The 22,051-nt window shown below is 70.1% G+C and carries 19 protein-coding genes, 1 tRNA gene and 2 pseudogenes; 13 read left to right on the top strand and 9 right to left on the bottom strand.

Annotated elements, in window-relative coordinates; all coding sequences use genetic code 11:
• Nucleotides 1-41: 41 nt before the first annotated feature.
• Nucleotides 42-752, bottom strand: a complete 711-nt coding sequence (locus ABZ887_RS32805) for a hypothetical protein (protein WP_361297498.1) — start codon at nt 750-752, stop codon at nt 42-44.
• 64 nt (nt 753-816) lie between these two features.
• Nucleotides 817-957: pseudogene (locus tag ABZ887_RS32800) on the bottom strand (antibiotic biosynthesis monooxygenase); the annotation flags it as partial.
• Nucleotides 958-1,141: 184 nt separating this feature from the next.
• Here ABZ887_RS32800 and istA point away from each other — a divergent pair.
• The 3 genes and pseudogenes from istA to ABZ887_RS32785 all read left to right on the top strand — a co-directional run.
• Nucleotides 1,142-2,776 carry an IS21 family transposase gene (gene istA / locus ABZ887_RS32795; protein ID WP_361297308.1) on the top strand — a complete coding sequence of 545 codons (1,635 nt, stop codon included), beginning with the start codon at nt 1,142-1,144 and terminating at the stop codon, nt 2,774-2,776.
• Nucleotides 2,773-3,585 (top strand): IS21-like element helper ATPase IstB, encoded by an 813-nt coding sequence (istB, locus tag ABZ887_RS32790; protein ID WP_361297305.1) that lies wholly within the window; start codon nt 2,773-2,775, stop codon nt 3,583-3,585. The genes istA and istB overlap by 4 nt, the downstream gene beginning before the upstream one ends.
• Before the next feature lie 355 nt (nt 3,586-3,940).
• Nucleotides 3,941-4,711, top strand: a pseudogene (locus ABZ887_RS32785) (sigma-70 family RNA polymerase sigma factor); the annotation flags it as partial.
• 238 nt (nt 4,712-4,949) lie between these two features.
• On the opposite strand, the gene ABZ887_RS32780 reads toward ABZ887_RS32785, so the two are convergent.
• Nucleotides 4,950-5,675, bottom strand: coding sequence for a hypothetical protein (locus ABZ887_RS32780; protein ID WP_361297302.1), 726 nt, complete (start codon nt 5,673-5,675; stop codon nt 4,950-4,952).
• A gap of 177 nt (nt 5,676-5,852) precedes the next feature.
• On the opposite strand from ABZ887_RS32780, the gene ABZ887_RS32775 reads away from it, so the two are divergent.
• The 5 genes from ABZ887_RS32775 to ABZ887_RS32755 all read left to right on the top strand — a co-directional run bounded on the left by ABZ887_RS32775 (nt 5,853) and on the right by ABZ887_RS32755 (nt 12,466).
• Entirely contained in the window at nt 5,853-6,479 is a 627-nt protein-coding gene (locus ABZ887_RS32775; RefSeq protein ID WP_361297299.1) for a hypothetical protein, read from the top strand.
• A 303-nt stretch (nt 6,480-6,782) separates the two neighbouring features.
• Nucleotides 6,783-8,261 (top strand): VCBS repeat-containing protein, encoded by a 1,479-nt coding sequence (locus ABZ887_RS32770; RefSeq protein WP_361297296.1) that lies wholly within the window; start codon nt 6,783-6,785, stop codon nt 8,259-8,261.
• A gap of 141 nt (nt 8,262-8,402) precedes the next feature.
• Nucleotides 8,403-9,872, top strand: a complete 1,470-nt coding sequence (locus ABZ887_RS32765; protein WP_361297293.1) for an FG-GAP-like repeat-containing protein — start codon at nt 8,403-8,405, stop codon at nt 9,870-9,872.
• A gap of 66 nt (nt 9,873-9,938) precedes the next feature.
• Nucleotides 9,939-11,369 carry an FG-GAP-like repeat-containing protein gene (locus ABZ887_RS32760; RefSeq protein WP_361297290.1) on the top strand — a complete coding sequence of 477 codons (1,431 nt, stop codon included), beginning with the start codon at nt 9,939-9,941 and terminating at the stop codon, nt 11,367-11,369.
• A gap of 62 nt (nt 11,370-11,431) precedes the next feature.
• Complete coding sequence (locus ABZ887_RS32755) at nt 11,432-12,466, top strand: YIP1 family protein (RefSeq protein ID WP_361297287.1); 1,035 nt, start codon at nt 11,432-11,434, stop codon at nt 12,464-12,466.
• An 88-nt stretch (nt 12,467-12,554) separates the two neighbouring features.
• Here ABZ887_RS32755 and ABZ887_RS32750 read toward each other — a convergent pair whose 3' ends face one another.
• Both ABZ887_RS32750 and dcd read right to left on the bottom strand, forming a co-directional pair.
• Nucleotides 12,555-13,061: a phosphoribosyltransferase gene (locus tag ABZ887_RS32750; RefSeq protein ID WP_361297284.1), complete on the bottom strand. Its 507-nt coding sequence runs from the start codon at nt 13,059-13,061 to the stop codon at nt 12,555-12,557.
• Nucleotides 13,062-13,092: 31 nt separating this feature from the next.
• On the bottom strand, nt 13,093-13,668 hold the full coding sequence (gene dcd, locus ABZ887_RS32745) for a dCTP deaminase (protein WP_133023558.1): 576 nt from the start codon (nt 13,666-13,668) through the stop codon (nt 13,093-13,095).
• Nucleotides 13,669-14,182: 514 nt separating this feature from the next.
• On the opposite strand from dcd, the gene ABZ887_RS32740 reads away from it, so the two are divergent.
• Nucleotides 14,183-14,256 (top strand) — tRNA-Gly (locus tag ABZ887_RS32740).
• Between the two features lie 547 nt (nt 14,257-14,803).
• On the opposite strand, the gene ABZ887_RS32735 is transcribed toward ABZ887_RS32740, so the two are convergent.
• From ABZ887_RS32735 to ABZ887_RS32720, 4 genes are all read right to left on the bottom strand, one after another.
• Nucleotides 14,804-15,739, bottom strand: coding sequence for an NADP-dependent oxidoreductase (locus tag ABZ887_RS32735; protein WP_361297280.1), 936 nt, complete (start codon nt 15,737-15,739; stop codon nt 14,804-14,806).
• Nucleotides 15,740-15,764: 25 nt separating this feature from the next.
• Nucleotides 15,765-17,351 (bottom strand): Na+/H+ antiporter, encoded by a 1,587-nt coding sequence (locus ABZ887_RS32730; RefSeq protein ID WP_361297277.1) that lies wholly within the window; start codon nt 17,349-17,351, stop codon nt 15,765-15,767.
• Between the two features lie 33 nt (nt 17,352-17,384).
• Nucleotides 17,385-17,756: a DUF2255 family protein gene (locus ABZ887_RS32725; RefSeq protein WP_361297274.1), complete on the bottom strand. Its 372-nt coding sequence runs from the start codon at nt 17,754-17,756 to the stop codon at nt 17,385-17,387.
• A gap of 97 nt (nt 17,757-17,853) precedes the next feature.
• Nucleotides 17,854-18,870 carry a zinc-dependent alcohol dehydrogenase family protein gene (locus tag ABZ887_RS32720; RefSeq protein ID WP_361297271.1) on the bottom strand — a complete coding sequence of 339 codons (1,017 nt, stop codon included), beginning with the start codon at nt 18,868-18,870 and terminating at the stop codon, nt 17,854-17,856.
• 348 nt (nt 18,871-19,218) lie between these two features.
• Here ABZ887_RS32720 and ABZ887_RS32715 point away from each other — a divergent pair, with 348 nt between their 5' ends.
• From ABZ887_RS32715 to ABZ887_RS32700, 4 genes are all read left to right on the top strand, one after another.
• Nucleotides 19,219-20,094 carry a helix-turn-helix transcriptional regulator gene (locus ABZ887_RS32715; RefSeq protein WP_361297268.1) on the top strand — a complete coding sequence of 292 codons (876 nt, stop codon included), beginning with the start codon at nt 19,219-19,221 and terminating at the stop codon, nt 20,092-20,094.
• Nucleotides 20,095-20,289: 195 nt separating this feature from the next.
• Nucleotides 20,290-20,889 (top strand): flavodoxin family protein, encoded by a 600-nt coding sequence (locus ABZ887_RS32710; RefSeq protein WP_361297265.1) that lies wholly within the window; start codon nt 20,290-20,292, stop codon nt 20,887-20,889.
• A gap of 33 nt (nt 20,890-20,922) precedes the next feature.
• Nucleotides 20,923-21,315 carry a nuclear transport factor 2 family protein gene (locus ABZ887_RS32705; protein ID WP_361297262.1) on the top strand — a complete coding sequence of 131 codons (393 nt, stop codon included), beginning with the start codon at nt 20,923-20,925 and terminating at the stop codon, nt 21,313-21,315.
• A 30-nt stretch (nt 21,316-21,345) separates the two neighbouring features.
• Nucleotides 21,346-22,047: a type 1 glutamine amidotransferase domain-containing protein gene (locus ABZ887_RS32700; RefSeq protein WP_361297259.1), complete on the top strand. Its 702-nt coding sequence runs from the start codon at nt 21,346-21,348 to the stop codon at nt 22,045-22,047.
• The last annotated feature ends 4 nt before the right edge of the window (nt 22,048-22,051 follow it).

Here is a 22,051-nt window from a genome sequence, read left to right as displayed (position 1 = left end):
GCTGCCTTTTCGGCTCCGGCCGTGAACAGAGCAGCGTTGGTCTACATCAGGCTCAGGACCGCTGCGCTCCACCCGACGGCCTCAGGCGTGTGCCAGCACGGCCGATCAATGGACCGAGCCATGTCATGACCTGCCATGAACGCGTGCTGGTGGTTCGGGTTGAGGTCGCGGACCCGCGCCCATACAGCGCGCGCCTGCGCCGTTTGGCCGGCGGTGACGAGGAACTCCATGAGGTCCTGGGCGAAGCCCCATGGCGTGAGTAGAGCATCGGGGACGGCCTGTGCGAGGCACCTTGGGTCTTCCATGCTGGCGAACCACGGCAGCGCTGTTTCATGCAGGTGGATTGCGAGCTGTTCCAGGTTCGCCACGCGCTTGCCGGGGTGGGTCAGTACCGCGCGGTGCTCGCTGGACATGTCCAGGAAGCTGGAAGCACACACGATCGACTCGGCTGATTCCGGCCTGCTCACGGTGAGTGCGGCATTGGCCCGACGCCAGGCGCCCAACCTGTCGTCGAAGACGGTCAGGCTCTCCACGATGAACTCGACCAGGTGGCCGGCCCTGTTGTACTTGCTCTTCGCCAGCCCGATTACTTCGCGGCGCCCGTCCGTCCGCCGTTCCAGGGAGAGCTTCGACTTCACCCACACAAAGCCACCCAGCTTCTGTGCCAGGCAGGCGGCGCCGACGTGGACGACATCAGTGGGCTGCTCCGCCTGCACAAGGCGCGCAACGAGGTCGGGTTGTGGCGAAGTCACGCGCACATGATGCCTGTACGGAGATCTGCTGAGCGGGCCTAGTGGTACATCAGCCCACCTGTTGCGGCCGCAGCAGCTCGAACCACTCGAACCCGTCCGAGTTCTCCACGGCATGCGCCCGCGAGGCGAACCGCTTCTCCAGTACTTCCCGCTGCTCGGCGGGGACGGTCAGCACGTTGCAGTTGGTGAAGGGCCTGCCGCGCAGCCGCGACTATCGGGCTCTCGACGAGAGCGAGTAGTACGGCGGACCGCGCGAAGGCCGGCGGCGTTCGCGCGAGCAGGCCGACGGGCAGGTCCGCGACGTGCCCTCTTTGGAGTGAATGCGCTGCTCCGTCCGCCCGGTGACGGCAGGGTTTGTGCGTCGATCACGGTCGTGTCGGGAGGCCGGGATGGGTTTGTCGCGGACGGAGCTGTTCGCTGCGATCCGGAGGGACAGGCGTCTTGATCCGGAACTGTCGCAGAGGGCTCTGGCGGAGAAGTACGGAGTGCACCGCCGGACGGTGCGGCAGGCTTTGCTGTCTGCGGTTCCGCCGCCGCGGAAGAAACCGGTGCCGCGGGCTACGGTCCTCGATCCGGCCAAGCCGTGGATCGACGACATGCTGCGGGAGGACGCGAGTGCGCCGCGCAAGCAGAAGCACACCGCCCGCCGGATCCATCAGCGTCTCGCCCAGGAGTACGACTTCGACCTGGTTTCCTACTCCACGGTCTGCGACTACGTGCTGGCCAGGCGTCTGCAGATCGAGGCCGAGGTGCTGGAGGGCCGTCGGCATCTGACGGGCATGGTCCCGCAGGTCCACCTGCCCGGTGAGGAAGCCGAGGTCGATTTCGCCGATGTCTGGGTCCGCCTGGCGGGCGAGGTCGTCAAGTGCCACCTGTTCACGCTGCGACTGTCGTACTCGGGCAAGGCCGTCCACCGTGTCTATGCCTCGCAGGCCCAGGAGTCCTTCATGGAAGGGCACGTCGAGGCGTTCAACGTCCTGGGCGGAGTGCCGACCAAGCACATCCGCTACGACAACCTCAAACCGGCGGTCAACCGCATCTGCACTGGTCGCAGCCGCATTGAGTCGGAGCGATGGGTGTCCTTTCGGGCCCACTACGGCTTCGACGCCTTCTACTGCATCCCTGGTCAGGACGGCGCCCACGAGAAGGGCGGGGTTGAGCACGAGGGCGGCCGTTTCCGTCGCACTCACCTCGTCCCTGTTCCGGAGGTCGCCACGCTGGAGGAGCTGAACACGAAGATCGCGGAGATCGATGCGGTCGAGGACGAACGGATCCTCGCGGGCAGGCTGACGACGGTCGGCTTCAACTTCTTCACCGAGGCAGACGAGTTGGCGCCGTTGCCGTTCGAGGAGTTCGAGTGCGGCATCACCCTGACGCCGAAGGTCGACCGCAGCAGCCGGATCACTGTGAGGCAGTGCCATTACTCGGTGCCGGCCCGCTTCATCGGCCAGAACGTGCGGGTGCTGCTGCGGGGCAACGAGCTTCTCGTCTTCGAACGACGGGAGATCGTCGCCCGCCACCCGCGGCTGACACGCAGGGGTGACTTCCGTGACGAGCTTGACCACTACTTGGAGATTCTCCTGGTCAAGCCCGGGGCAATGGCCGGCTCGACCGCGCTGGTCACCGCACGGCAGAGCGGTTTGTTCACCGAGATCCACGAGGCGTTCTGGGCCGCAGCCCGGGCCGCCCACGGCGACGCGGCCGGGACGAGGGCACTGATCGAGGTTCTGCTACTGCACCGGCGGATGCCGGCGACGGCTGTCGAGCAGGGCATGGCCGCTGCGGTCCGGGCGGGTGCTATCACCGCCGACGTGGTGGCCGTCGAGGCTCGCAGAGCCGCCGCGCTGGCCCCGCCACCTCCTGAGGACCTGGACGACGAGGGAGCCCCGCCGCCCTGGGCCGAGCCCAGCGGGGTGGTCTCGCTGACGGCCCGCCGGGCTCAACTGCCCGAGGACAAAAGGCCACTGCCGACCGTCGCGCACTACGACCAGCTTCTGACACGTCAACCGAAAGGCACCGCATGAGCACGACCGACACCACGGCCGCCCTGGTTCCTCCGCCGCGCAGGGACATGGGGCCGGAAGAGGCCGTGGACACGGCCATCGACGAAGCCTGCCGGGCCCTGCACCTGCCCACGATCCGCAGCAGGGTCCAGGAGATGGCCGCCGATGCCATGCGGCAGCGGTCAAGCTACAAGGACTTCCTCGCCGACCTGCTGGAAGCCGAGTGCGGCGAGCGGGAGGAGCGGCGCAAGCAGCGGCTGGTCAGGGACGCCAACTTCCCCCGTCCCAAGCGGCTGGAGGACTTCGACTATGCGGAGAACCCCAACGTCACTCCCGAGATCGTCGGAACTCTGTCGGACCCGTCCTGGGTCAAGGCAGGGCAACCGCTCTGCCTGATCGGCGACTCCGGCACCGGCAAGTCCCACCTGCTGATCGGGATCGGCACGGCCATGGCCGAGGCCGGGCTCAAGGTCCGCTACACAACCACCGTCAACCTGGTCAACGAACTCGCAGAAGCCGCCGACGAGAAGAAGCTGACCCGCCTCATCGCCCGCTACGGCCGCGTTGACCTGCTCTGTCTTGACGAGTTCGGCTACCTCGACCTGGACAAGGCCGGGGCCAAACTGCTGTTCCAGATCTTCACCGAGCGGGAAGAACGCCGGGCCATCGCCATCGCGTCAAACGCCCCGTTCTCGGAGTGGAAGCAGACCTTCACCGATCCCCGTCTCTGCACGGCGATCGTCGACCGGGTCACCTTCAACGCGCACATCGTCGAGACCGGCACCCAGTCCTACCGGTTCGCGCAGACCCAGCGGAAACGCCGCCGCTGACCTGCACCGACAACCGCGGCCGGCCTCCCTTGCGGGAGACCGGCCGCAGCCGTTTCGGGTCCGGCCGTCGAGTCCCAGTGCCGGCCGCACCATCGCCCGTTCTCGTCCAGCCGCCGCGGTCACCGGGAGGTCCGCGACCTGAGTCGAGCCGGGTCGGCAACCCTCCACGCACCTGTCGGGGGCGCGCTGGCGGAGGTCCACCGAGGCTTCAAAACTACCGTCATCACCCCCCACCCGGGCCAGCGGAACCACCCGATCGAAGTGGAGCCAAATCACCTTGCTACAGGGGCGTGAATCACACCAATTCGCGCCTCCTCCACCCCGGCAGTGGAGCCAAAACAAGTGCTTACAGACAGTCCAGGAGACCTGGCTGCGATGGGCCGGCGTCGACCGGACACAGGTCCACGACCCGCGGGCGTACCTCGTCCGGGCCGTCACCCGGCAGGCACTCAACCGCGTACGCACGCTCTCACGCCGTCGCGAGGACTACGTGGGCGAGTGGCTGCCGGAACCCCTGCTGACCCACCCCGACGTCGCCGACGACGTCGAACTCGCGGAAAGCGTCTCCATCGCCATGCTGACCGTCCTGGAGACGCTCGGACCGGTGGAACGTGCGGTGTTCGTGCTCCGTGAGGTCTTCGACACGCCGCATGACGAGGTGGCCGAGGCCGTGGGCAGGACCCCCGCCGCGGTTCGGCAGATCGCCCGGCGGGCCCGGAACCACGTCGCCGCCCGCCAACCACGCGTCACTGTCAGCCCGATGGAGCACAAGGCGGTGATGGACCGGTTCCTCGCCGCGCTGTACACCGGTCGCATCCAGGACCTTCTGGAGATCATGGCTCCGGACGTGATCCTCATCGCCGACGGAGGCGGGCTCACGGCCGCCGCCCTGGCCCCCGTCCACGGGGCGGAACTCGTGGCAACGATGCTCGCCGGCACGGAACGGGGCGAGTCCGAGACCATGCTGGTGTGGCTCAACGGCGCCCCCGCGATCCGGATCGAATCCGACGGCGGCCGGGCCGCGGTCAGCCTCCTGGTCGAGAGCGGGCGCATCACCCGGATCTACGCGACGTCCAACCCGCAGAAGCTGGCACGACTCGACAGCCCGACCGATCTCACCAGGTAGCAGACGGGCGGATGCCCCGGGCGGTACGTGCCCGGCACACCCGCTCGCGAGGGCATCAGCCGGGGACCGGGACCGGTACCCGCGCAACCACTCGGAGCCGCGTTGCCCCCGGGGCACGGCCGGGAGTACCTCGGTGCTCCTGTTGTGGGTCCCTCAGCGACGCGGACGGTCGTCGCCCGGCGGCCGACCGCTACACACCTCGGCGACCCAGGTCCTCGCCGCGCCCCACAACGGCTCGTCAACCACGGACCTGGTGCTCCACACGGTGACGGATGTACTCGTCCGGATGCGATCGGGCGATCATCACCGCCGCCTCCACGACATCATGCAGCTCAGGCGGGTACGCCGACTTCCGGAGCGGCAGTCCGGGCAGAATGCAGCGCCGAACGTCGAGGTGCTCGTTCCGCACGAACTCCCGGAGCGCAGCCTCGTGCCACTCACCCACCAGGACAGACCTGTCGTCGGCCGCTGCGGCCTCTGCCTGGCCTCCGATGTCCGAGCCCTCCGCGCCGACTCCGGAGGGGCGAAGCGGCAGCGCCGACCAGTACCAGGCCCGCGCAGCGCCTGCCCGCTCCAGGTCGGTTCCCGTCCGCAGACAGTCCAGCAGCGCGGAGCGGACGCGTCGGTACCCGAAGGCATGCAGAGCCGGCTCGACGAACTGGCGGTTGAAGCTCGGGTCCGGGTCATGGACCGCCGCCTTCATGAGGACGCCGAAGGACGCCTCGGGCAACTCCGGCTCCTGGCGGCATGCCTTGCGCAGGGCACCGCGCACGTGACGCGACCACTGCCGTTCATCACCGGCGTCCGGCTCGGGGGCGACATCGAGGCTCAGCACCCGGATCACGTCCGCCAGGCACCTCAGGAACAGCTGCCTCCCGTCCTCCGTGCGCCCCGGCAGCGCCATGAACCCCTGCGCGGCGCTCGCCGCACCTCTCGCAGTCGTCTCGTCTCCGTCAACAGCCAACTGTCCCCCTGTCCCAGGCCCACACGGAATGCTTCCACAGCCCGTGCGCCTGAACGGTGGGCGAGGACGCCGAGCCCATGGCCTTGTTCGCCTTGTTCGCCTTGTTCTCCTTGTCAGGTCTCCCCTGCTGCGGAACCGCCTCTGGATAACGGCCGGGCCGGAAAGTAGCGTGCATCTGTGGCGGGGAAGACGTACAGCGCGGCCGACATCCAGGTCGTCGAGTTCGATCAGCATGTGCGTGCGACACCGAGCATGTACTTCGGGGTCGGCCGGGGCAGTCCGGAGTTGGCAACCCGGGTGCTGTGCGCCGTGCTGAGGCACGCCCTGCATCCGGCGACCCGTGTCGCACCGGACCACGTCCCGCAGATCGAAGCGGCAGTCCACGGTGATCTGAAGTTCTGGGTCGCCGACGACCAGGCCGACGCCCTGGACGCACAGGACCGGCCGCAGCCGGCTTACTACGGCTCGCTGCTCGGCCCCGACCGGTGGAACAGCGCCGCGGCGGCAGCTCTGACTTCGCGCACCGTGATCGAGGTGTGGCGCGGGGGACACGGCTTCCGGCAGGAGCTTGCCGGGCTCCGCCCCATCGAGGAACCCCGGGAGTTCGATGCTCCGGCCGGTGCGGGAACGCGGGTGGCTTTCGAGCTGGACCGGGATTATGCGGGGGCCGGGACAGCACTCGCCGACGACCTCGGTGCACTGGACCTGCACGGCCCGCACTGCCGTGATCCCCGGGGGCCAGGCCGCGTCGTCCTGCGCGACCTGCGCGACCCGGGCAATCCGACCGAGGTCTGCTACCGATAAGGCTTCGCCCGCAAGGCGCGAGACCGCCTCTTCGCCGTCAGGGCGGCAACTCGCCCCGACCCGCCCCCACCGGCCCCACCCCGCCGTACAACCGGGGCCGGTCGTGCGGCGACGCGCCTGTCGCGGGGGCGTCCCGCACCAGTGGCGGCCGAGGTCCGTGTAGGTCACACCAGTCGCCGAGAATTCACCGAACTCACGTACAACCCTTACTCCCTGACGCGGGTCTCCTGATGGCCGGACAACACTGACTCCGGCCGTCCGCCGGGTGCGGACGGCCCCCGCATGCCGCAGGAGACGACCCGCATGCACACGTTCCCGCGACTCGCCCTCGCGACGGCCACCGCGGCCGCGCTGACGGGCGGTCTGCTCTCGTTCTCGGCCGCCTCGGCGTCGGCCGCGGACTCCGTCAAAGTCGCACGCGCCGACTTCAACGGCGACGGCATCGGCGACATCGCGACCTCGGCGACCACCGCCTACGTCAACGGCCACAAGGGCGCCGGCCAGGTCGTCGCCCTCTACGGCTCCGCCTCGGGCGTCACCACTGCCAAGCGCACCACCATCAGCCAGAACACCGCCGGCGTCCCCGGCACCGCCGAGGCCGGCGACGACTTCGGCGAGGCCCTGGCGTACGCCGACTTCAACGCCGACGGTTACGACGACCTCGCCGTCGGCTCCCCGTCGGAGAAGGTCGGCACCGACACCGACGGCGGTACCGTCACCCTCCTGTGGGGCTCCAAGAGCGGCCTCACCGGCAAGGGCGTCGACATCAAGGACCCGTCGCCGAGCAGCCACGACTACTGGGGGCTGCAGCTCGCCGCCGGTGACTTCGACGGCGACGGCAAGGCCGACCTCGCCGTCGGCAGCTCCGCCGCCACCCTGTGGGTGTTCAAGGGCGGCTTCTCCGGCAGCGGCACCCCCGGCGGCCGGTACACCGTCAAGCCGCCGATCCAGCCGGGTACCAGCGACTACCCGTACGGCCCGATGAAGCTCACCGCCGGTGACGTCAACGGCGACGGCCGTACCGACCTGATCGTCGACGGGTACGAGACGAAGACCAGCGACCACTGGAACACCAACTACTGGCTGCCGGGCACCTCCACGGGCCTGACCGTCACCGGCGCCAAGACGCTGAAGAGCGGCATCGTCACCGGCGTCGGCGACATCAACGGCGACGGCTTCGGTGACATCGTCAGCGGCGCCTCCTGGGACGCCAGCAGCGGCGGGACCGTCTTCCCGGACTCCGCCAACGGCGGCAGGGTGGCCATCACCTACGGCAGCGCCTCCGGCCCGGCCAAGGTGACCATGTTCAACCAGAACACCGGCAACGTCCCCGGCACCTCCGAGAAGGGCGACAACTTCGGCTGGGAGATCGACCTCGGCGACATCAACGGGGACGGCTACGCCGACCTCGTCGTCGGCTCCCCGTACGAGGACATCGGCAGCAACGCCAACACCGGCCAGGTGACCGTCCTCTACGGCTCGCAGACCGGGATCAACCTCGCCTCCGGCGCGCAGTCCTTCGCGCAGAGCACGGCCGGCGTCCCCGGCGACGACGAGAAGAACGACCTCTTCGGCGTCGACGTCAAGCTCGACGACGTCACCGGCGACGGCAAGGCCGACCTGGTCGTCGGCTCGTACGAGAACGGCGGCGACGGCGCGGTGACCTACCTGCCGTCCAACGGCTCGAAGATCACCACGACCGGTTCCCGGACGCTCGCCGCGAGCAAGCTGGGCGTCTCCACGACCGGCGTGCCGCAGCTCGGCGCCGTCTTCGCCGACTGACCCACAGGTCAACAGACCTCTTCCACAAGGCGTTCGGGCAGGCCCGCCCGTCTAGGCCCGCCGGCCGCAGGCCCACCGGTCGCAGGGCTGGCGGGCCCGCCCGACGTCACCGATGACGACGACCTCAGGAGCTCCCTGCCCATGAACGGACACAGCCGACACCGCCTCGCCCTCGCGACGGTCACCGCCGCAGCGCTGACCGGCGGTCTGCTGACCCTCTCGGCCCCCGTCGCGTCCGCCGCCGCCGCTCATGCCTACAAGGCCGACTTCAACCACGACGGCTACGGCGACGTCGCCTTCGCCGCCCCCTACGCCAAGGTCGGCGGCAAGAGCATGGCCGGGTACGTCGCCGTGGTCTACGGCAGCGCCTCCGGACTCAACCCCGCCAAGCGCACGGTCGTCAGCCAGAACACCGCCGGTGTCCCCGGCACCGCCGAGACCGAGGACTTCTTCGGCGACGCGCTCGCCGTGGCCGACTTCAACAAGGACGGCTACACCGACCTCGCCGTCGGCGCGCCCGGCGAGGACAACGGCACCGACAGCGACGGCGGTTCGGTCACGATCCTGTGGGGCTCGGCGAGCGGCCTGAAGAACGGCACGACGGTCAAGGACCCCTCGGCCGCCAAGCACGAGGCCTGGGGCTCGGTGCTGGCCGCCGGTGACTTCAACGGCGACGGCAAGGCCGACCTGGCGTCCGGCACGGCCGCGTCGTACGCCTACATCGTCAAGGGCGGCTTCACCAAGTCCGGCACCACCGGCGCCGCCCAGAAGGTCCCCACGCCGGACAAGGCGGAGTTCGGCATCGACGCGCTCGCCGCGGGCGACACCAACGGCGACAAGAAGGCCGACCTCGTCCTCACCTACCGCACCGCGCTCACCTCGGACCCCTCGGGCAGCTGGTCCAAGGGCGCCGCCTACCTCGGTGCGTCGGGCGGCGTGGTCGCGACCCAGCCGCGCCCGCTGAACGGCGGCACCTCCCTCGCCCTCGGCGACATCAACGGCGACGGCTACGACGAGATCGCCATCGGCAACGTCTTCGCGAAGGAGGACGACCACACCGGCACCCTCGGCGGAAAGGTCGTCGTCATCCGCGGCAGCAGGGGCGGCCCGGTCAACGGGGACGCTCCCATGGCCGAGCTCACCCAGTCCGCCACGGGCGTCCCCGGCACCGACAAGGAGGGCGACGGCTTCGGCGGCGCCGTCTCCATCGGTGACACCAACGGCGACGGGTACGGCGACCTCGCCATCGGTGTCGTCTTCAAGGACATCGGCGCGGCCGAGGACACCGGTCTCGTCGTGCTGATGAACGGCGCGGCCGACGGCGTCTCGCGCACCGGCGCCCGGACGATCTCCCAGAACACCGCCGGTGTCCCCGGCACCGCCGAGGACATGGACTACTTCGGCTCGGACCTCGTGCTCTCGGACGTCACCAAGGACGGCAAGGCGGACCTGACCGTCGGGGCGTCCTTCGAGGACGAGGGAGTCGGCGCGGTCACCGCCCTGCGCGGCAGCGCCTCCGGCATCACCGCGACGGGCTCCAAGTCCTTCGGCCCGGGCACCTTCGGGCTCTCCCGCACGTACGGCGCGTTCGGCACCGGCCTCACCGGCTGACGCACCTTCACCACGGTGACGCGTCCCTTGACGCCGCGTCACCTCACCACTTCACGGGGGACATCCATGACAAAGCGCACCACCCTGCTGCTCGCCACGGCCCTCACCACGGGTCTCCTCACCGCCCTTCCCGCGGCCACCGCCTCCGCCGCGCCCGCCAAGTACGCGGACGACTTCAACGGCGACGGCTACCGCGACCTCGCCACCGCCGCGCCGGGCGCCACGGTCGGCGGCAGGACGGACGCCGGCGCGGTGGTCGTCACCTACGGCTCCGGGTCCGGCGTCAAGGCGTCGAACCGCACGGTCGTCACCCAGAACTCGGCGTCCGTCCCGGGCACCGCGGAGAAGGGCGACGAGTTCGGCTCGGCGCTCGCCTTCGGCGACCTGAACCGGGACGGCTACGCCGACCTGGTCGTCGGGTCCCGGGGCGAGGACGGCGGGGCCGGGTCGGTGACGATCGTCTGGGGGAGCAGGAAGGGCCTGACCGGAGGCCGGATCATCGCCGACCCGGCCCGCTCCTCCCACACCCGCTTCGGCAGGTCCCTGGCGATCGGCGACTTCACCGCGGACGGCCGGGCCGACCTGGCCGTCGGCAGCACCGGCGCCGACGTGCAGATCTTCCGGGGCGGCTTCACCAAGACCGCGGGGGCGGCGTCCCGCACCTGGGTGGTGCCCTCGTTCCGCACCGGCGAGTCCTACGGCGTCCGGTCCCTGGCCGCCGGCGACATCAACGGCAACGGCGTCGACGACCTCGTCGTCAGCGGGACGATCGTGGGGGAGTCCGACGAACCCTTCGACGGCCAGGTGGTGTACCTGGGCGCGGACTCCCGGCCGAGGGCCCAGCGGACGCTGGCCACCAGCGGCCGGCGGCCGGTCGTCGCCGGCGACGTCAACGGCGACGGCTACGACGACGTCATCACCGCCACCGTCCTGGTCTACGGCTCGCAGGTCGGACCCGGCGAGGTCATCGCATACCTCGGCGGCCCGCACGGCATCAGCCCCACCCCGCAGGCGGCGATCACCCAGGACAGCCCGGGCGTCCCCGGCGCCACCCGGGCCCAGGGCACCAGCTCGTTCGGCGACTCGCTCGCCGTCGGTGACGCCGACGGCGACGGCTACGACGACGTCGCGGTCGGCACGCCCTACGAGACGGTCACCACGGCCCCGCAGACCGGCACGGTCACCCTGCTGCGCGGTTCCGCGGCCGGCCTGACCGGCCAGGGTGCGACCCGCTGGACCCAGAACACCCCCGGTGTCCCCGACCTCAACGAGGCCGACGACTTCTGGGGCAGCGCGGTACGCCTGGCCGACCTCGACGGCGACGGCCGGGCGGATCTGGCGGTCGGTGCCCGGCACGAGAACGGCGGACAGGGCGCGGTATGGACCCTGCCCGGCTCCGCCGCGGGCCCGACGGCGACCGGCGCGGTGTCCTTCCACGCGGCGTCGCTGGGCGTGTCGGGGACGTCGGCGCAGCTGGGCTCGCTGTTCGGTCAGTGAGCGCCCGGCGCTCGGCGGGCCCCCGAGGGTTCCCCTCAGCGCCCCTGAGGGTCCCTTAGGGGATGTCACAGCTCTGCCGCAATGGCGGGCTCGGGTGCCCGAGCCCGCCACACGGATCTCCGGGACCAGGTACGTTCGATGACGTGGCTGGATTCAGGAACGGACGCGGCGGCCGGGACGACCGAGCCCCGCAAGCGCGACCGCAACAACCCGCGTACGGGCAGCAGGCACCGCCCCAGAGCTTCGGCGGGCAGCCGGCGGGACCGTCGTACGGGTACCCGTCGGCCCCGCAGCCGTACCCGCAGCAAGGCGGCGGCTCCGGCTGGCCGCAGGGGCAGGCGCGCGGCGGCTACCCGGGCCAGGCCGCCGGCGGCGACGGCCCGGAGTACTTCGGCGACGACAACGGCTACGGCGGCGGATACGGCGCCGGCGGTCCCGACCCGTACGCGGCGAACCAGCCGGGCCACACCCAGGCCTTCTCGGTCGACGAGGCCGGCGCCTACACGCAGGGCGCGACCTACCACGCCGGGTCGGCGGCGCCGTCCGGCCCGATCGGCCCGCGCCTGCACTGGAAGGACCTGCTGAAGGGGATCGTCCTCGCCCCGAACCAGACGTTCCTCCAGATGCGGGACTACGCGATGTGGGCCCCCGCCCTCATCGTGACGTTCCTCTACGGCCTGCTCGCCGTCTTCGGTTTCGACGGCGCCCGCGCGGACGCGATCAACGCGACCCTCACCAACGCGGTCCCGATCGTCCTCGTGACGGCGATCGCGATGGTCCTCTCCGCCTTCGTCCTGGGCGTGGTGACCCACACCCTGGCCCGCCAGCTCGGCGGCGACGGAGCCTGGCAGCCGACGGTCGGCCTCTCGATGCTGATCATGTCGATCACGGACGCCCCCCGCCTCCTCTTCGCCATGTTCTTCGGCGGCGACGCCGGCTTCGTCCAGGTCCTCGGCTGGGCCACCTGGGTCGCGGCGGGCGCCCTCCTCACCCTGATGGTCTCCAAGTCCCACGACCTGCCGTGGCCGAAGGCCCTGGGCGCGTCGGCGATCCAGCTGATCGCCCTCCTGTCGATCGTGAAGCTGGGCACGTTCTAGCCGACGTCCCGGCCTCCGCATCACCCACGAGACACGAGAAGGGCCCCCGGCGACTCCGCCGGGGGCCCTTCCTGCACTGCCGCGCGCCTCAGGCGTCCAGCACCTGCCCGGCCCGCTTCACCACGGGCGGCTCGACGCTCCACGGGAAGTTGATCCAGTCGTCGGTGCGCTTCCACACGTACTCGCATTTCACGAGCGAGTGGGACTTCTCATAGATCACGGCGGACCGGACCTCGGCCACGTGGTCGAGGCAGAAGTCGCGGACCAGCTTCAGCGTCTTGCCGGTGTCGGCGACGTCGTCCGTGATCAGGACCTTCTTCTCGCTGAAGTCGATGACGTTGGGGACGGGGGCGAGCATGACCGGCATTTCCAGGGTGGTCCCCACCCCCGTGTAGAACTCGACGTTCACCAGATGCAGGTTCTTGCAGTCGAGGGCGTAGGCGAGCCCGCCGGCGACGAACACCCCGCCACGGGCGATGCTCAGCACTATGTCCGGCTCGTACCCGTCATCGGCAATGGTCTGGGCGAGCTCGCGGACGGCGACGCCGAACCGCTCGTAGCTCAGGTTCTCCCGGGTGTCACTGCCGCTGCTCATCACTGGCCCCTCCTGGTCCCTTCCTGGTCCCTCACACCTGCGTCCGATGGAAATTGAGGTAGGAGCGGGAGGCCGTGGGCCCGCGCTGCCCCTGGTAGCGGGAGCCGTAGCGCTCACTGCCGTAGGAGTGCTCGGCGGGGGAGGAGAGCCGGAACATGCACAGCTGCCCGATCTTCATGCCCGGCCACAGCTTGATGGGGAGGGTCGCGAGATTGGACAGCTCAAGGGTCACGTGCCCGCTGAACCCGGGGTCGATGAACCCGGCGGTGGAGTGCGTGACGAGCCCGAGCCGCCCGAGCGAGGACTTCCCCTCCAGCCTGGACGCGAGATCGTCGGGCAGCGAGATGACCTCGTACGTCGAGGCGAGGACGAACTCACCGGGGTGGAGGATGAAGGGCTCGTCGCCCTCGGGCTCCACGAGCCGGGTGAGGTCCGGTTGCTCGACGGAGGGGTCGATGTGCGGGTACCGGTGGTTCTCGAACACCCGGAAGAAGCGGTCCAGCCGCACGTCGATGCTCGACGGCTGCACCATGGATTCGTCGTAGGGATCGATCCGTACCCGCCCGGCATCGATCTCGGCCCGGATGTCCTTGTCTGAGAGAAGCACGCCCCGAGGATACGCAAGGCGCGCGGACCCGCGAAAACCATGACGAGTCCACGCGCCTCTGTTACTGCTGTTCTCCTCTGCCGCTACCGCTTCTCGAGAGCCACCGGTACGACGCTGCGCAGCCGGGCGCACTTAGGACACCGCACGAGCCGACCGGGGCCGAGCCGCTCGGCCTGCTGCATCGGGAACGAAGCGGTGTTGAACACGTGCCCTTCGGCACAGCGGACGACGGTGTGTTCCATCAAGTCCCTTGAGTCCCTTCCCCAGGAGCCGCGTCGGGCTTACTGCCGTGACGACGGAAAGCCACATTACGGGATCAAAGGGACGGCTCTCCAGGCGGCACTCCGGCCTGCCGGGCCCCTCTCCCACACCTCCACCGTACGCCCCAACTCCCGCCCCGCGCAGCCGGATCCCACCCCGTGGAACACGCACGGACCCCACGGTCACAGCGCCGGGGGTCCGTCATGGGGTACAGTGAGCGAGCGTTCGGACACCGACTCCGTCGGCGTCTTACGCGGGTGTAGTTTAATGGTAGAACATCAGCTTCCCAAGCTGAGAGCGCGAGTTCGATTCTCGTCACCCGCTCCATGGAGAAGGCCCAGGTCAGAAACCTGGGCCCTTTTGTTGTCCACCGTGATCAGTTGTGGCGTGCCGGATCCGCGCCACAACGTTGATCGTCTGGATCAACGGCGTCGTCTTCTGGCACGGCCGCAGCTTCCTGGCGTGCCTTACGCACAGTCGCGTCGAGACCGGTTGCAACTTCCTGCTGTCGGTCCTCGTCGGAGTGCTGATAGACCAGCGCCGCCTGCTCCGCGACCTGGCCGTGTCCGCGGCAAGCACATTGCCCGAAGACTCGCCCGGCCCACCCATCCCTGGGTGGGCGGGGCGTGTGTGACGTGCAGAGATCAGGGTCGGCGGCGGAGACGTAAGGCGTCCTGGGCCGCTGGACGACGCCGGCCGGAGCCGACGGCGGGATTCGAACCCGCGTCACCCGCTTGGAAGGCGAAGTATCCGCTGCCTGCGCACCTGCACCACGAGGAAGGTAGCCGACCCGGCCGGTGCCCGGCATCCGGTTTTGGGCCAGGAGGGCGCGGTGGCCAAGCCGGAGCGGAGTGTCGGTGCGGGGCGTCGCTGCTCAGAAGGTGAGCACCACGCGTCCCCGGAGGCCGCCCGTCTCCAGCAGCCGGTGGGCTTCGACGGCCTGTTCGGCCGGCAGGGTCCGTGCGACCCGCGGCGTGAGCCGGCCTTCCTCCGCAAGCTGTCGAAGGTCGTCGAGCTTGGCGTGTTCGCGTGCGTACTGCGGGACGAACGTGTTGTGGGTCTTGATGCCGCGCTCGGCGGGCATCTGGACACCGCCGGCCGACGACACCACCCGGCCGCCGTCGCGCACCGCGCGGAGGATGAGGGCGACGATGCCCGCGGTGTCGACGAGTCCGTCGACACCCTTGGGTACTTCCTTGCGCACCAGGTCCGGGAAGTCGGCGCCGCGCGGCAGTACGACGTCGGCGCCGAGTTCCTTCACCAGCGTCTCGTCCTTCGGTGCCGCGTCGGCGAGCACCCGCAGTCCGTCCGCCTTGGCCAGTTGCACGGCGTAGCCGCCGACCGCGCCGGCCGCTCCGGTGACCGCCACGGTGGCGCCTGCGGGAAGTTCCAGCAGATCCAGTGCCATACGGGCCGTCAGGCCGTTCATCGGCAGCGTGGCGGCCTCGACGTCGGTCACACCCGCCGGTACGCGGACCACCGACTCGGCGGGTACGACGAGGTGTTCCGCGTAGGCGCCGTGCGTTCCGGAGACGACCGCGACGGCCATGACGTGGTCACCGATACCGAGGCCGGTGTCGGTTCCCTCGCCGATCTGCTCGACCGCGCCGGCCGCGTCCATCCCCGGGACGTAGGGCGGCTGGGCGTCGGAGACGAAGGCGATTCCACGGCGTACCAGCGCGTCGACGGGGTTGACCGTCGCCGCGTGCACCCGGATCCGTATCTCGCCCGGTCCGGCCTCGGGGACCGGAAGGTCCAGGACCCGCAGTACGTCGGGCCCGCCGAACTCGGTCAGTCCTACGGCCTTCATGAGAATGTCCTTCCTCGGAGATGAGTCATTCGACTGCTGCGCCCCCAGTCAGGCGGACCTCTTCGCTGTCGAGGGCGGCCTGTATGCGGCGCAGGACGGTGTCGTCGATCCGGCGCTCGTCGCGCAGCCGGACGACGGTGGCGCGCTTGTTGGCGATGAGGGCCAGGCGCAGCGCGAGGTAGTCCTGGTGCTGGAGGACCGCGGGGTCGTCGTGGGCGCCGGAGCTCCGGGCGCGGACGGACGCGAGGTGGGCTTCGTACTCCTGCCGCAGCCACTCGACGATGTTCGGCTCGCTCCGCAGATCGGCGGCGAGCCGGGGTATCGCCTTGATCGCTTCTTCGATCGCGGTGGTCTCGGCGAGGTCGTGTTCCTCGTCAATCGAGGTGTCGGGTGGCAGCTTCGCCCAGCGCACCGCCACCGGCAGCAGCAGTCCTTGCCCGACCAGGGTCACGAGGATGACGCCGGAGGTGACGAAGACGATGAAGCTGCGGTCGGGGAACGGCTCGCCCGAGTCGAGGGTCTGCGGCACCGAGAGCACCATGGCGAGGGAGACCGCGCCCCGGAACCCGGCCAGCCCGTTGACCACCCGGGTGCGGTGACCCACCCGGAGCGTGCGCTGCCGGGGGCGGCGGTCGAGGGCGCGGACCAGGTAGGTGGAGGCGTACAGGAACGCGAAGCGTACGGCGACGAGCACCACGCAGATGACACCGACCGCGATCAGCGCGTCCCGGAGGTCGGCGCGGCCCAGGTCGCGGACGGCGTACTGGAGTTCCACCCCGACCAGGACGAACAGCGAGCAGTTGATGAGGAAGGTGGCCAGCGGCCAGAACGCCAGTGCCTGTGTGCGGTGTTGGGCCTGGATGATGCGTGGGGCGACCTGGGACATGATCAGGCCGCTGGTGACCACCGCGAGGACGCCGGAGGCTTCGATCAGTTCGGCGAGCAGGTAGGCGGTGAAGGGCGCCAGGATCATGACGAGGTTGCCCAGCAGGGGATCGGCCAGGCGGCGCCGCAGGTTCATGTTGACCCACGCGACCGCCACGCCTACCGCGGCCCCGCCGCCGTAGGCGAGCAGGAACAGGCCGCCGACGTGCGGGATGCTCAGGTGTTCCTCGTCGACCGTGATCCCGACGGCGAGGCCGTAGACGACCAGGGCGGTGCCGTCGTTGACCAGGCTCTCCGCGCGCAGGATGGTGACCTGGCGGCGCGGCAGGGCGCGGGCCAGGACACCGACCGCCGTCGCGTCGGTGGGCGCCATGGCCGCGCCGAGCACCCACGCCGGCCCCCATGGCAGCCCGAGGGCATGCCCGGCCGCCGCGACGGCCCAGGCCGTGAGGATCACGAGGACCGTGCTCAGCTGCAGGATGCCGCGCAGGTTGGTGCGGATCTCCCGCAGGGAGGTGGTCAGGCTCTCCCAGTACAGAAGGACGGGAAGGAAGAGCAACAGCACTACGTCCGGGGGCAGTTGTGCCTCCCGCACTGCCGGGACGAACCCCAGGAGCACACCCGTCACGAGCAGGACGACGGGCGGGGCGATGCCGAGCCGCTGTCCCACGACGTTGCCCACCAGCACGGCCACGCCCAGCACCACGACGAGTTCGAGACCGGGCAAGGTGCTTCTCCTGGAGTGCGAGAGGGCCGTGGTTCAGCGAGGGGAGAGCCGCAGGGTGGTGTCCCGTGCGGCCACCATGGGGTTGATGTAACGCGCGCCGTAGCGGCCGTACTTGGCGCGGTAGGCGGCGTCGATGCGGTCGTTGACGCCGGGTTCGGTGACCTCGACGAGGGTGACGTCCTTGTCGACGCCGCCGGAGCGGATGCGGCCCTGGTGGCTGGCCCGCGCGGTGCGGTACCAGGCGCCGGCGCTGCCGCGGAAGGAGCGGACGTAGAGGTCGTCGCCGTCACGGACCACCCAGATCGGCACGGGTGTGCGTGGCGTTCCGTCGCGGCGCGAGGGCGCCATCTGGAGTTCCTCGGCGTGCTCGATGCGGGTCAGCTCGTCGTTCGTCCAGGTCGTCATGGGCTTGCCTCCCTCTACGGCTAAGACCGTGCGGTGGGGTGTGCCCTCGTGGGCGTGAGCGCGGCCGGCGCAGCTCACGCCCACGAGGCGAGCGGGGTCAGGGCGTGAGGAGGGTCTTGATGGCGCGGCGCTCGTCCATCGCCCTGTAGCCCTCGGCGACCTGGTCCAGGGGGAGGGTGAGGTCGAAGACCTTGCCCGGGTTGATCCGGCCGGACAGCACGCGGTCGATCAGGTCGGACATGTAGCGGCGCACCGGAGCCGGGCCGCCGCGCAGGCCGACCTGGGAGAAGAACAACTCCAGGCCGTCGACGGCGACCTCGTGCGGGACGCCGACGAAGCCGACGTTGCCGCCGGGGCGGGCGGAGTGCAGGGCCTGGCGCATGGACTCGGCGGTGCCGACGCACTCCAGGACGGAGTCGGCGCCGATGCCGCCGGTCAGTTCCTTGACGCGGGCGATGCCGTCCTCGCCGCGCTCGGTGACGATGTCGGTGGCACCGAACTCCAGGGCCAGCTTCTGGCGCGACTCGTGCCGGGACATGGCGATGATCCGCTCCGCGCCCAGTTCCTTCGCGGCGATGACACCGCACAGGCCGACCGCGCCGTCACCGACCACCACGGCCGTCGAGCCCGGCCTGACCTCGGCGGCCAGCGCGGCCCACCAGCCGGTGCCCATCACGTCGGAGACGGCCAGCAGGCCGGGCACGTGGTCGGCGTCCGGCTGCCCGTCGGTGGCGACCAGGGTGCCGTGGGCGTTGGGGATGCGCACGTACTCGGCCTGGCAGGTGCTCATGAACTCGCGGTTCAGGCAGGAGGACTGCCAGCCCTTCTGGCAGTTGGCACAGGTGTTGTCCGAGGTCGCGAAGGAGCCGACCACGAACTGGCCCGGCTTGACGTGAGTGACCTCGCTGCCGGTCTCCTCGACGATTCCGACGTACTCGTGCCCCATCGGGTGCGGGTCACCGACGGGCTCCAGACCGCGGTACGGCCACAGGTCCGAGCCGCACACACAGGTGGCGACGATGCGGATGATCGCATCCGTGGGGTTGACGATCTTGGGCTCGGGGACGTCCTCCACCCGGATGTCGCCGGGGGCGTGGATCACGGTCGCGCGCATGACTTTTCTCCTGATGCGTTTCTCGGGTGGGGGGGCGGGCCCGGGTGGGCTCTTCGCACTGATGGGTGGCCCTTGCCGGTCGGCGGCCGCTTCAGGAGTTCCCTCGTGATTCTCATCGTGCATTCCTGTGCTGCCGGGGCAGCTATGTCACCCGGACATGCCGAATTCCTTGACGATGGCCAATGGGCTATACAGAAGCGTCGGCGACCAGTGCCGAATTATTGCCGGTCTCCGACTCTGTCATCGCCCGCCGGGCCCGTACAGAGAAGAATTCCACCCGGGGAGCGGCGTATCCAGGGATAAAACCGTCCTACCCAGTCAAGTGGCGGACCGCGCACACTGGTCGGTATGAACAGCAGTACGCACCGTAAGGAGCTGGGCCAATTCCTGAAGGCCCGCCGGGCCGAGCTCAGCCCCCGCACGGTCGGTCTGCCCGAAACCGACCGGCACAGGCGCGTGACCGGTCTGCGCCGGGACGAGGTGGCCGTACTGGCCTCCATCAGCACCACCTGCTACACCCGTCTGGAGCAGGGGCGCATCACCCCCTCCGCAGCCGTGCTGTCCGAGCTCGTCCGGGTCCTGCACCTGAGCGACGAGCAACGGGACCAGCTGTTCGAGCTGGCCGGAAAGGACGCCGGCGGGCCACGGCGGCGCGCCCCGCAGAAGGCGCACCCCCGGCTGCAGGCCGTGCTGAACGAGCTCAGCGTGGCGCCCGGCATGATCCTGGGGCGGCACCTGGACATCCTCGCGTGGAACCCGATGGCCGCCGCCCTTTTCAGCACCGACTTCGCGAAGATTCCCAAGCCGCAGCGCAACTACGTCCGGCGGCTCTTCACCGACCCGGCGATGCGCACGCTGTACGCCGACTGGGAGGAATCCGCTCGCAACACCGTGGCCGTGCTGCGGCAGCAGGCCGCGGCCTGCCCCGACGACCGGCGGCTGACCGCCCTCGTGGGCGACCTGTCCGTGAGCGACGACCAGTTCCGTGCGTGGTGGGGAGGTCGCCATGTGGCACCCCGTGCCGGTGGCACCAAGGCGTTCGACCACCCGGTCGCCGGTGAACTCACCCTCGGCTGGGACGCACTCACCTGCGTGGCCGACCCAGGCCAGCAACTCATCGTCTGGGCCGCCGAACCCGACTCGCACGCCTATGAGGGGCTGCGCTTCCTCTCCTCATGGGCGATGACTCAGCAGGAGGGCCTCGCGTCCGACACCGCCGCCTGACGGGTGCGGCCTCCGCCCATACCCGTACGGAGAAATCAAGGAGAGCCCGGAAGAAATGGGTACTCCTATTTTCGGCATTTCCTCCTGGGTTTCCCTCCAAGCCAGGGATAAATCCTTCCCACCTTCGCTGTCGAATTCCGTGCCAAGCTTCCAGAGCACGATTCACGCGATCCTTTTCCAGGAGTAATACCCCCCATGTCCTCCACCTCCCGTCCCATTGTCGCCGTCGCCTTCCACTCCGGGTACGGCCACACCGCCGTCCTCGCCGAGGCCGTGGCCCGTGGTGCCGCCGAAGCCGGTGCCGAGGTGGTCTCCGTCCCCGTGGACGCCATCACCGAGGAGCAGTGGGCGCAGCTGGACGCCGCCGACGCGATCGTCTTCGGCGCGCCCACCTACATGGGCACGGCGTCCGCCGCGTTCCATGCCTTCGCCGAGGCCAGCAGCAAGCGCTGGTACGCCCAGACGTGGGCCGACAAGATCGCCGCCGGGTTCACCAACTCCGGTGCCAAGAACGGCGACAAGTCCTCCACCCTCGGCTACTTCTTCACGATGGCCGCCCAGCACGGCATGCACTGGGTCAGCCTCGGCGTGCAGCCGGGCTGGGCCTCCACCGAGGGCAGCGAGGACGACGTCAACCGCCTCGGCTACTTCGTCGGCGCGGGCGCCCAGACCCCGGTCGACGCGGGCCCCGAGGCCGTCCACAAGTCCGACATCGCCACCGCCGAGGGACTCGGCGCCCGCGTCGCCCAGCAGACCGCGTTCTTCCTGGCGGGCCGCGCCGCGCTCGCCGCCTGAGCCACCCACCGCAGATCATCGAGGAGCACCCTCATGTCCGATTCCCCGAACGTCGCCCTCGTCCGCCGGCTCTACGACTCCGGCATGGCCCCGGACGTGGTCGGCGAGGTCATCGACCCCGACATCGTCTGGGACATCACCCCCGGATTCCCCTACGGGGGCGTCTACAAGACCTGGGCGAGCGCCGGCGCCGACTTCTTCGGCCGGCTCGCGCCCCGCTTCACGTCCTTCGGTGCGGTGGCCGAGGAGTTCTACGGCTCCGGCGACCACGTCTTCGTCCGCGGCCACTACCACGCGGTCGCCAAGTCCGGCGCCGAGTCGGACGCCCGCTTCATCCACCTGTGGACGGTGGGCGGCGGCAAGCTCACCCACCTGGTCCAGGCCGCCGACAGCCACGTCGTCCAGCAGGCCGCGAACGACAACTGACCACTCTCGACCCACCCCAGGGAGAAACCCATGGCGAAGATCCTCTTCCTCATCACCGCCGCCGACCACTGGACCCTGGCCGACGGGTTCGAGCAGCCCGCCGGCTTCTGGGCCGAGGAGGCAATCGGTCCGTACGGCGTCTTCAAGGAGGCCGGGCACGAGATCGCGGCAGCCACCCCGGGCGGCGTCCCGCCGACCGCCGACGCGCTCAGCCTGACCCCCGACTTCAACGGCGGCGAGGAGGGCGCGGAGAAGATGCGGACCGCGCTGCGGGAGGCCACCGAGCTGGCCAACCCGATACGCATCGAGGACGTCGACATCGACGACTACGCCGCCGTCTTCGTCCCCGGCGGCTGGGGCCCGATGGAGGACCTGTCCGACGACCCCGAGGCCGGCAGGCTGCTCAGCGCCTGGCTCGCCTCCGGCAAGATCGTGTCGCTGGTGTGCCACGGCCCGGCCGCACTGCTGTCCACCGTGGACGCCGACGGCAAGTCCCCCTTCGCCGGCTACCGCCTGACCGGGCTGTCCAACTCCGAGGAGATCCAGAACGGCCTCGCCGACCGGGCGAAGTGGCTGCTCCAGGATCGCCTCGTCTCGGACGTGGGCGCGGACTACCACAAGGGCGAGGAGAACTTCGCCCCCCACCTCGAAGCGGACCGCACCCTCCTCACCGGCCAGAACCCCGCCTCGGCCGTCCCCCTCGCCCAGGAAGTCGTCAAGGCCCTCGGCTGACACC

This window comes from Streptomyces sp. NPDC047061 (genome assembly GCF_040643955.1).
Classification (GTDB): Bacteria; Actinomycetota; Actinomycetes; order Streptomycetales; family Streptomycetaceae; genus Streptomyces.
The sequence above is the reverse complement of the archived record's forward strand: the minus strand, read 5'-3'. Positions and strand labels throughout refer to the sequence as shown.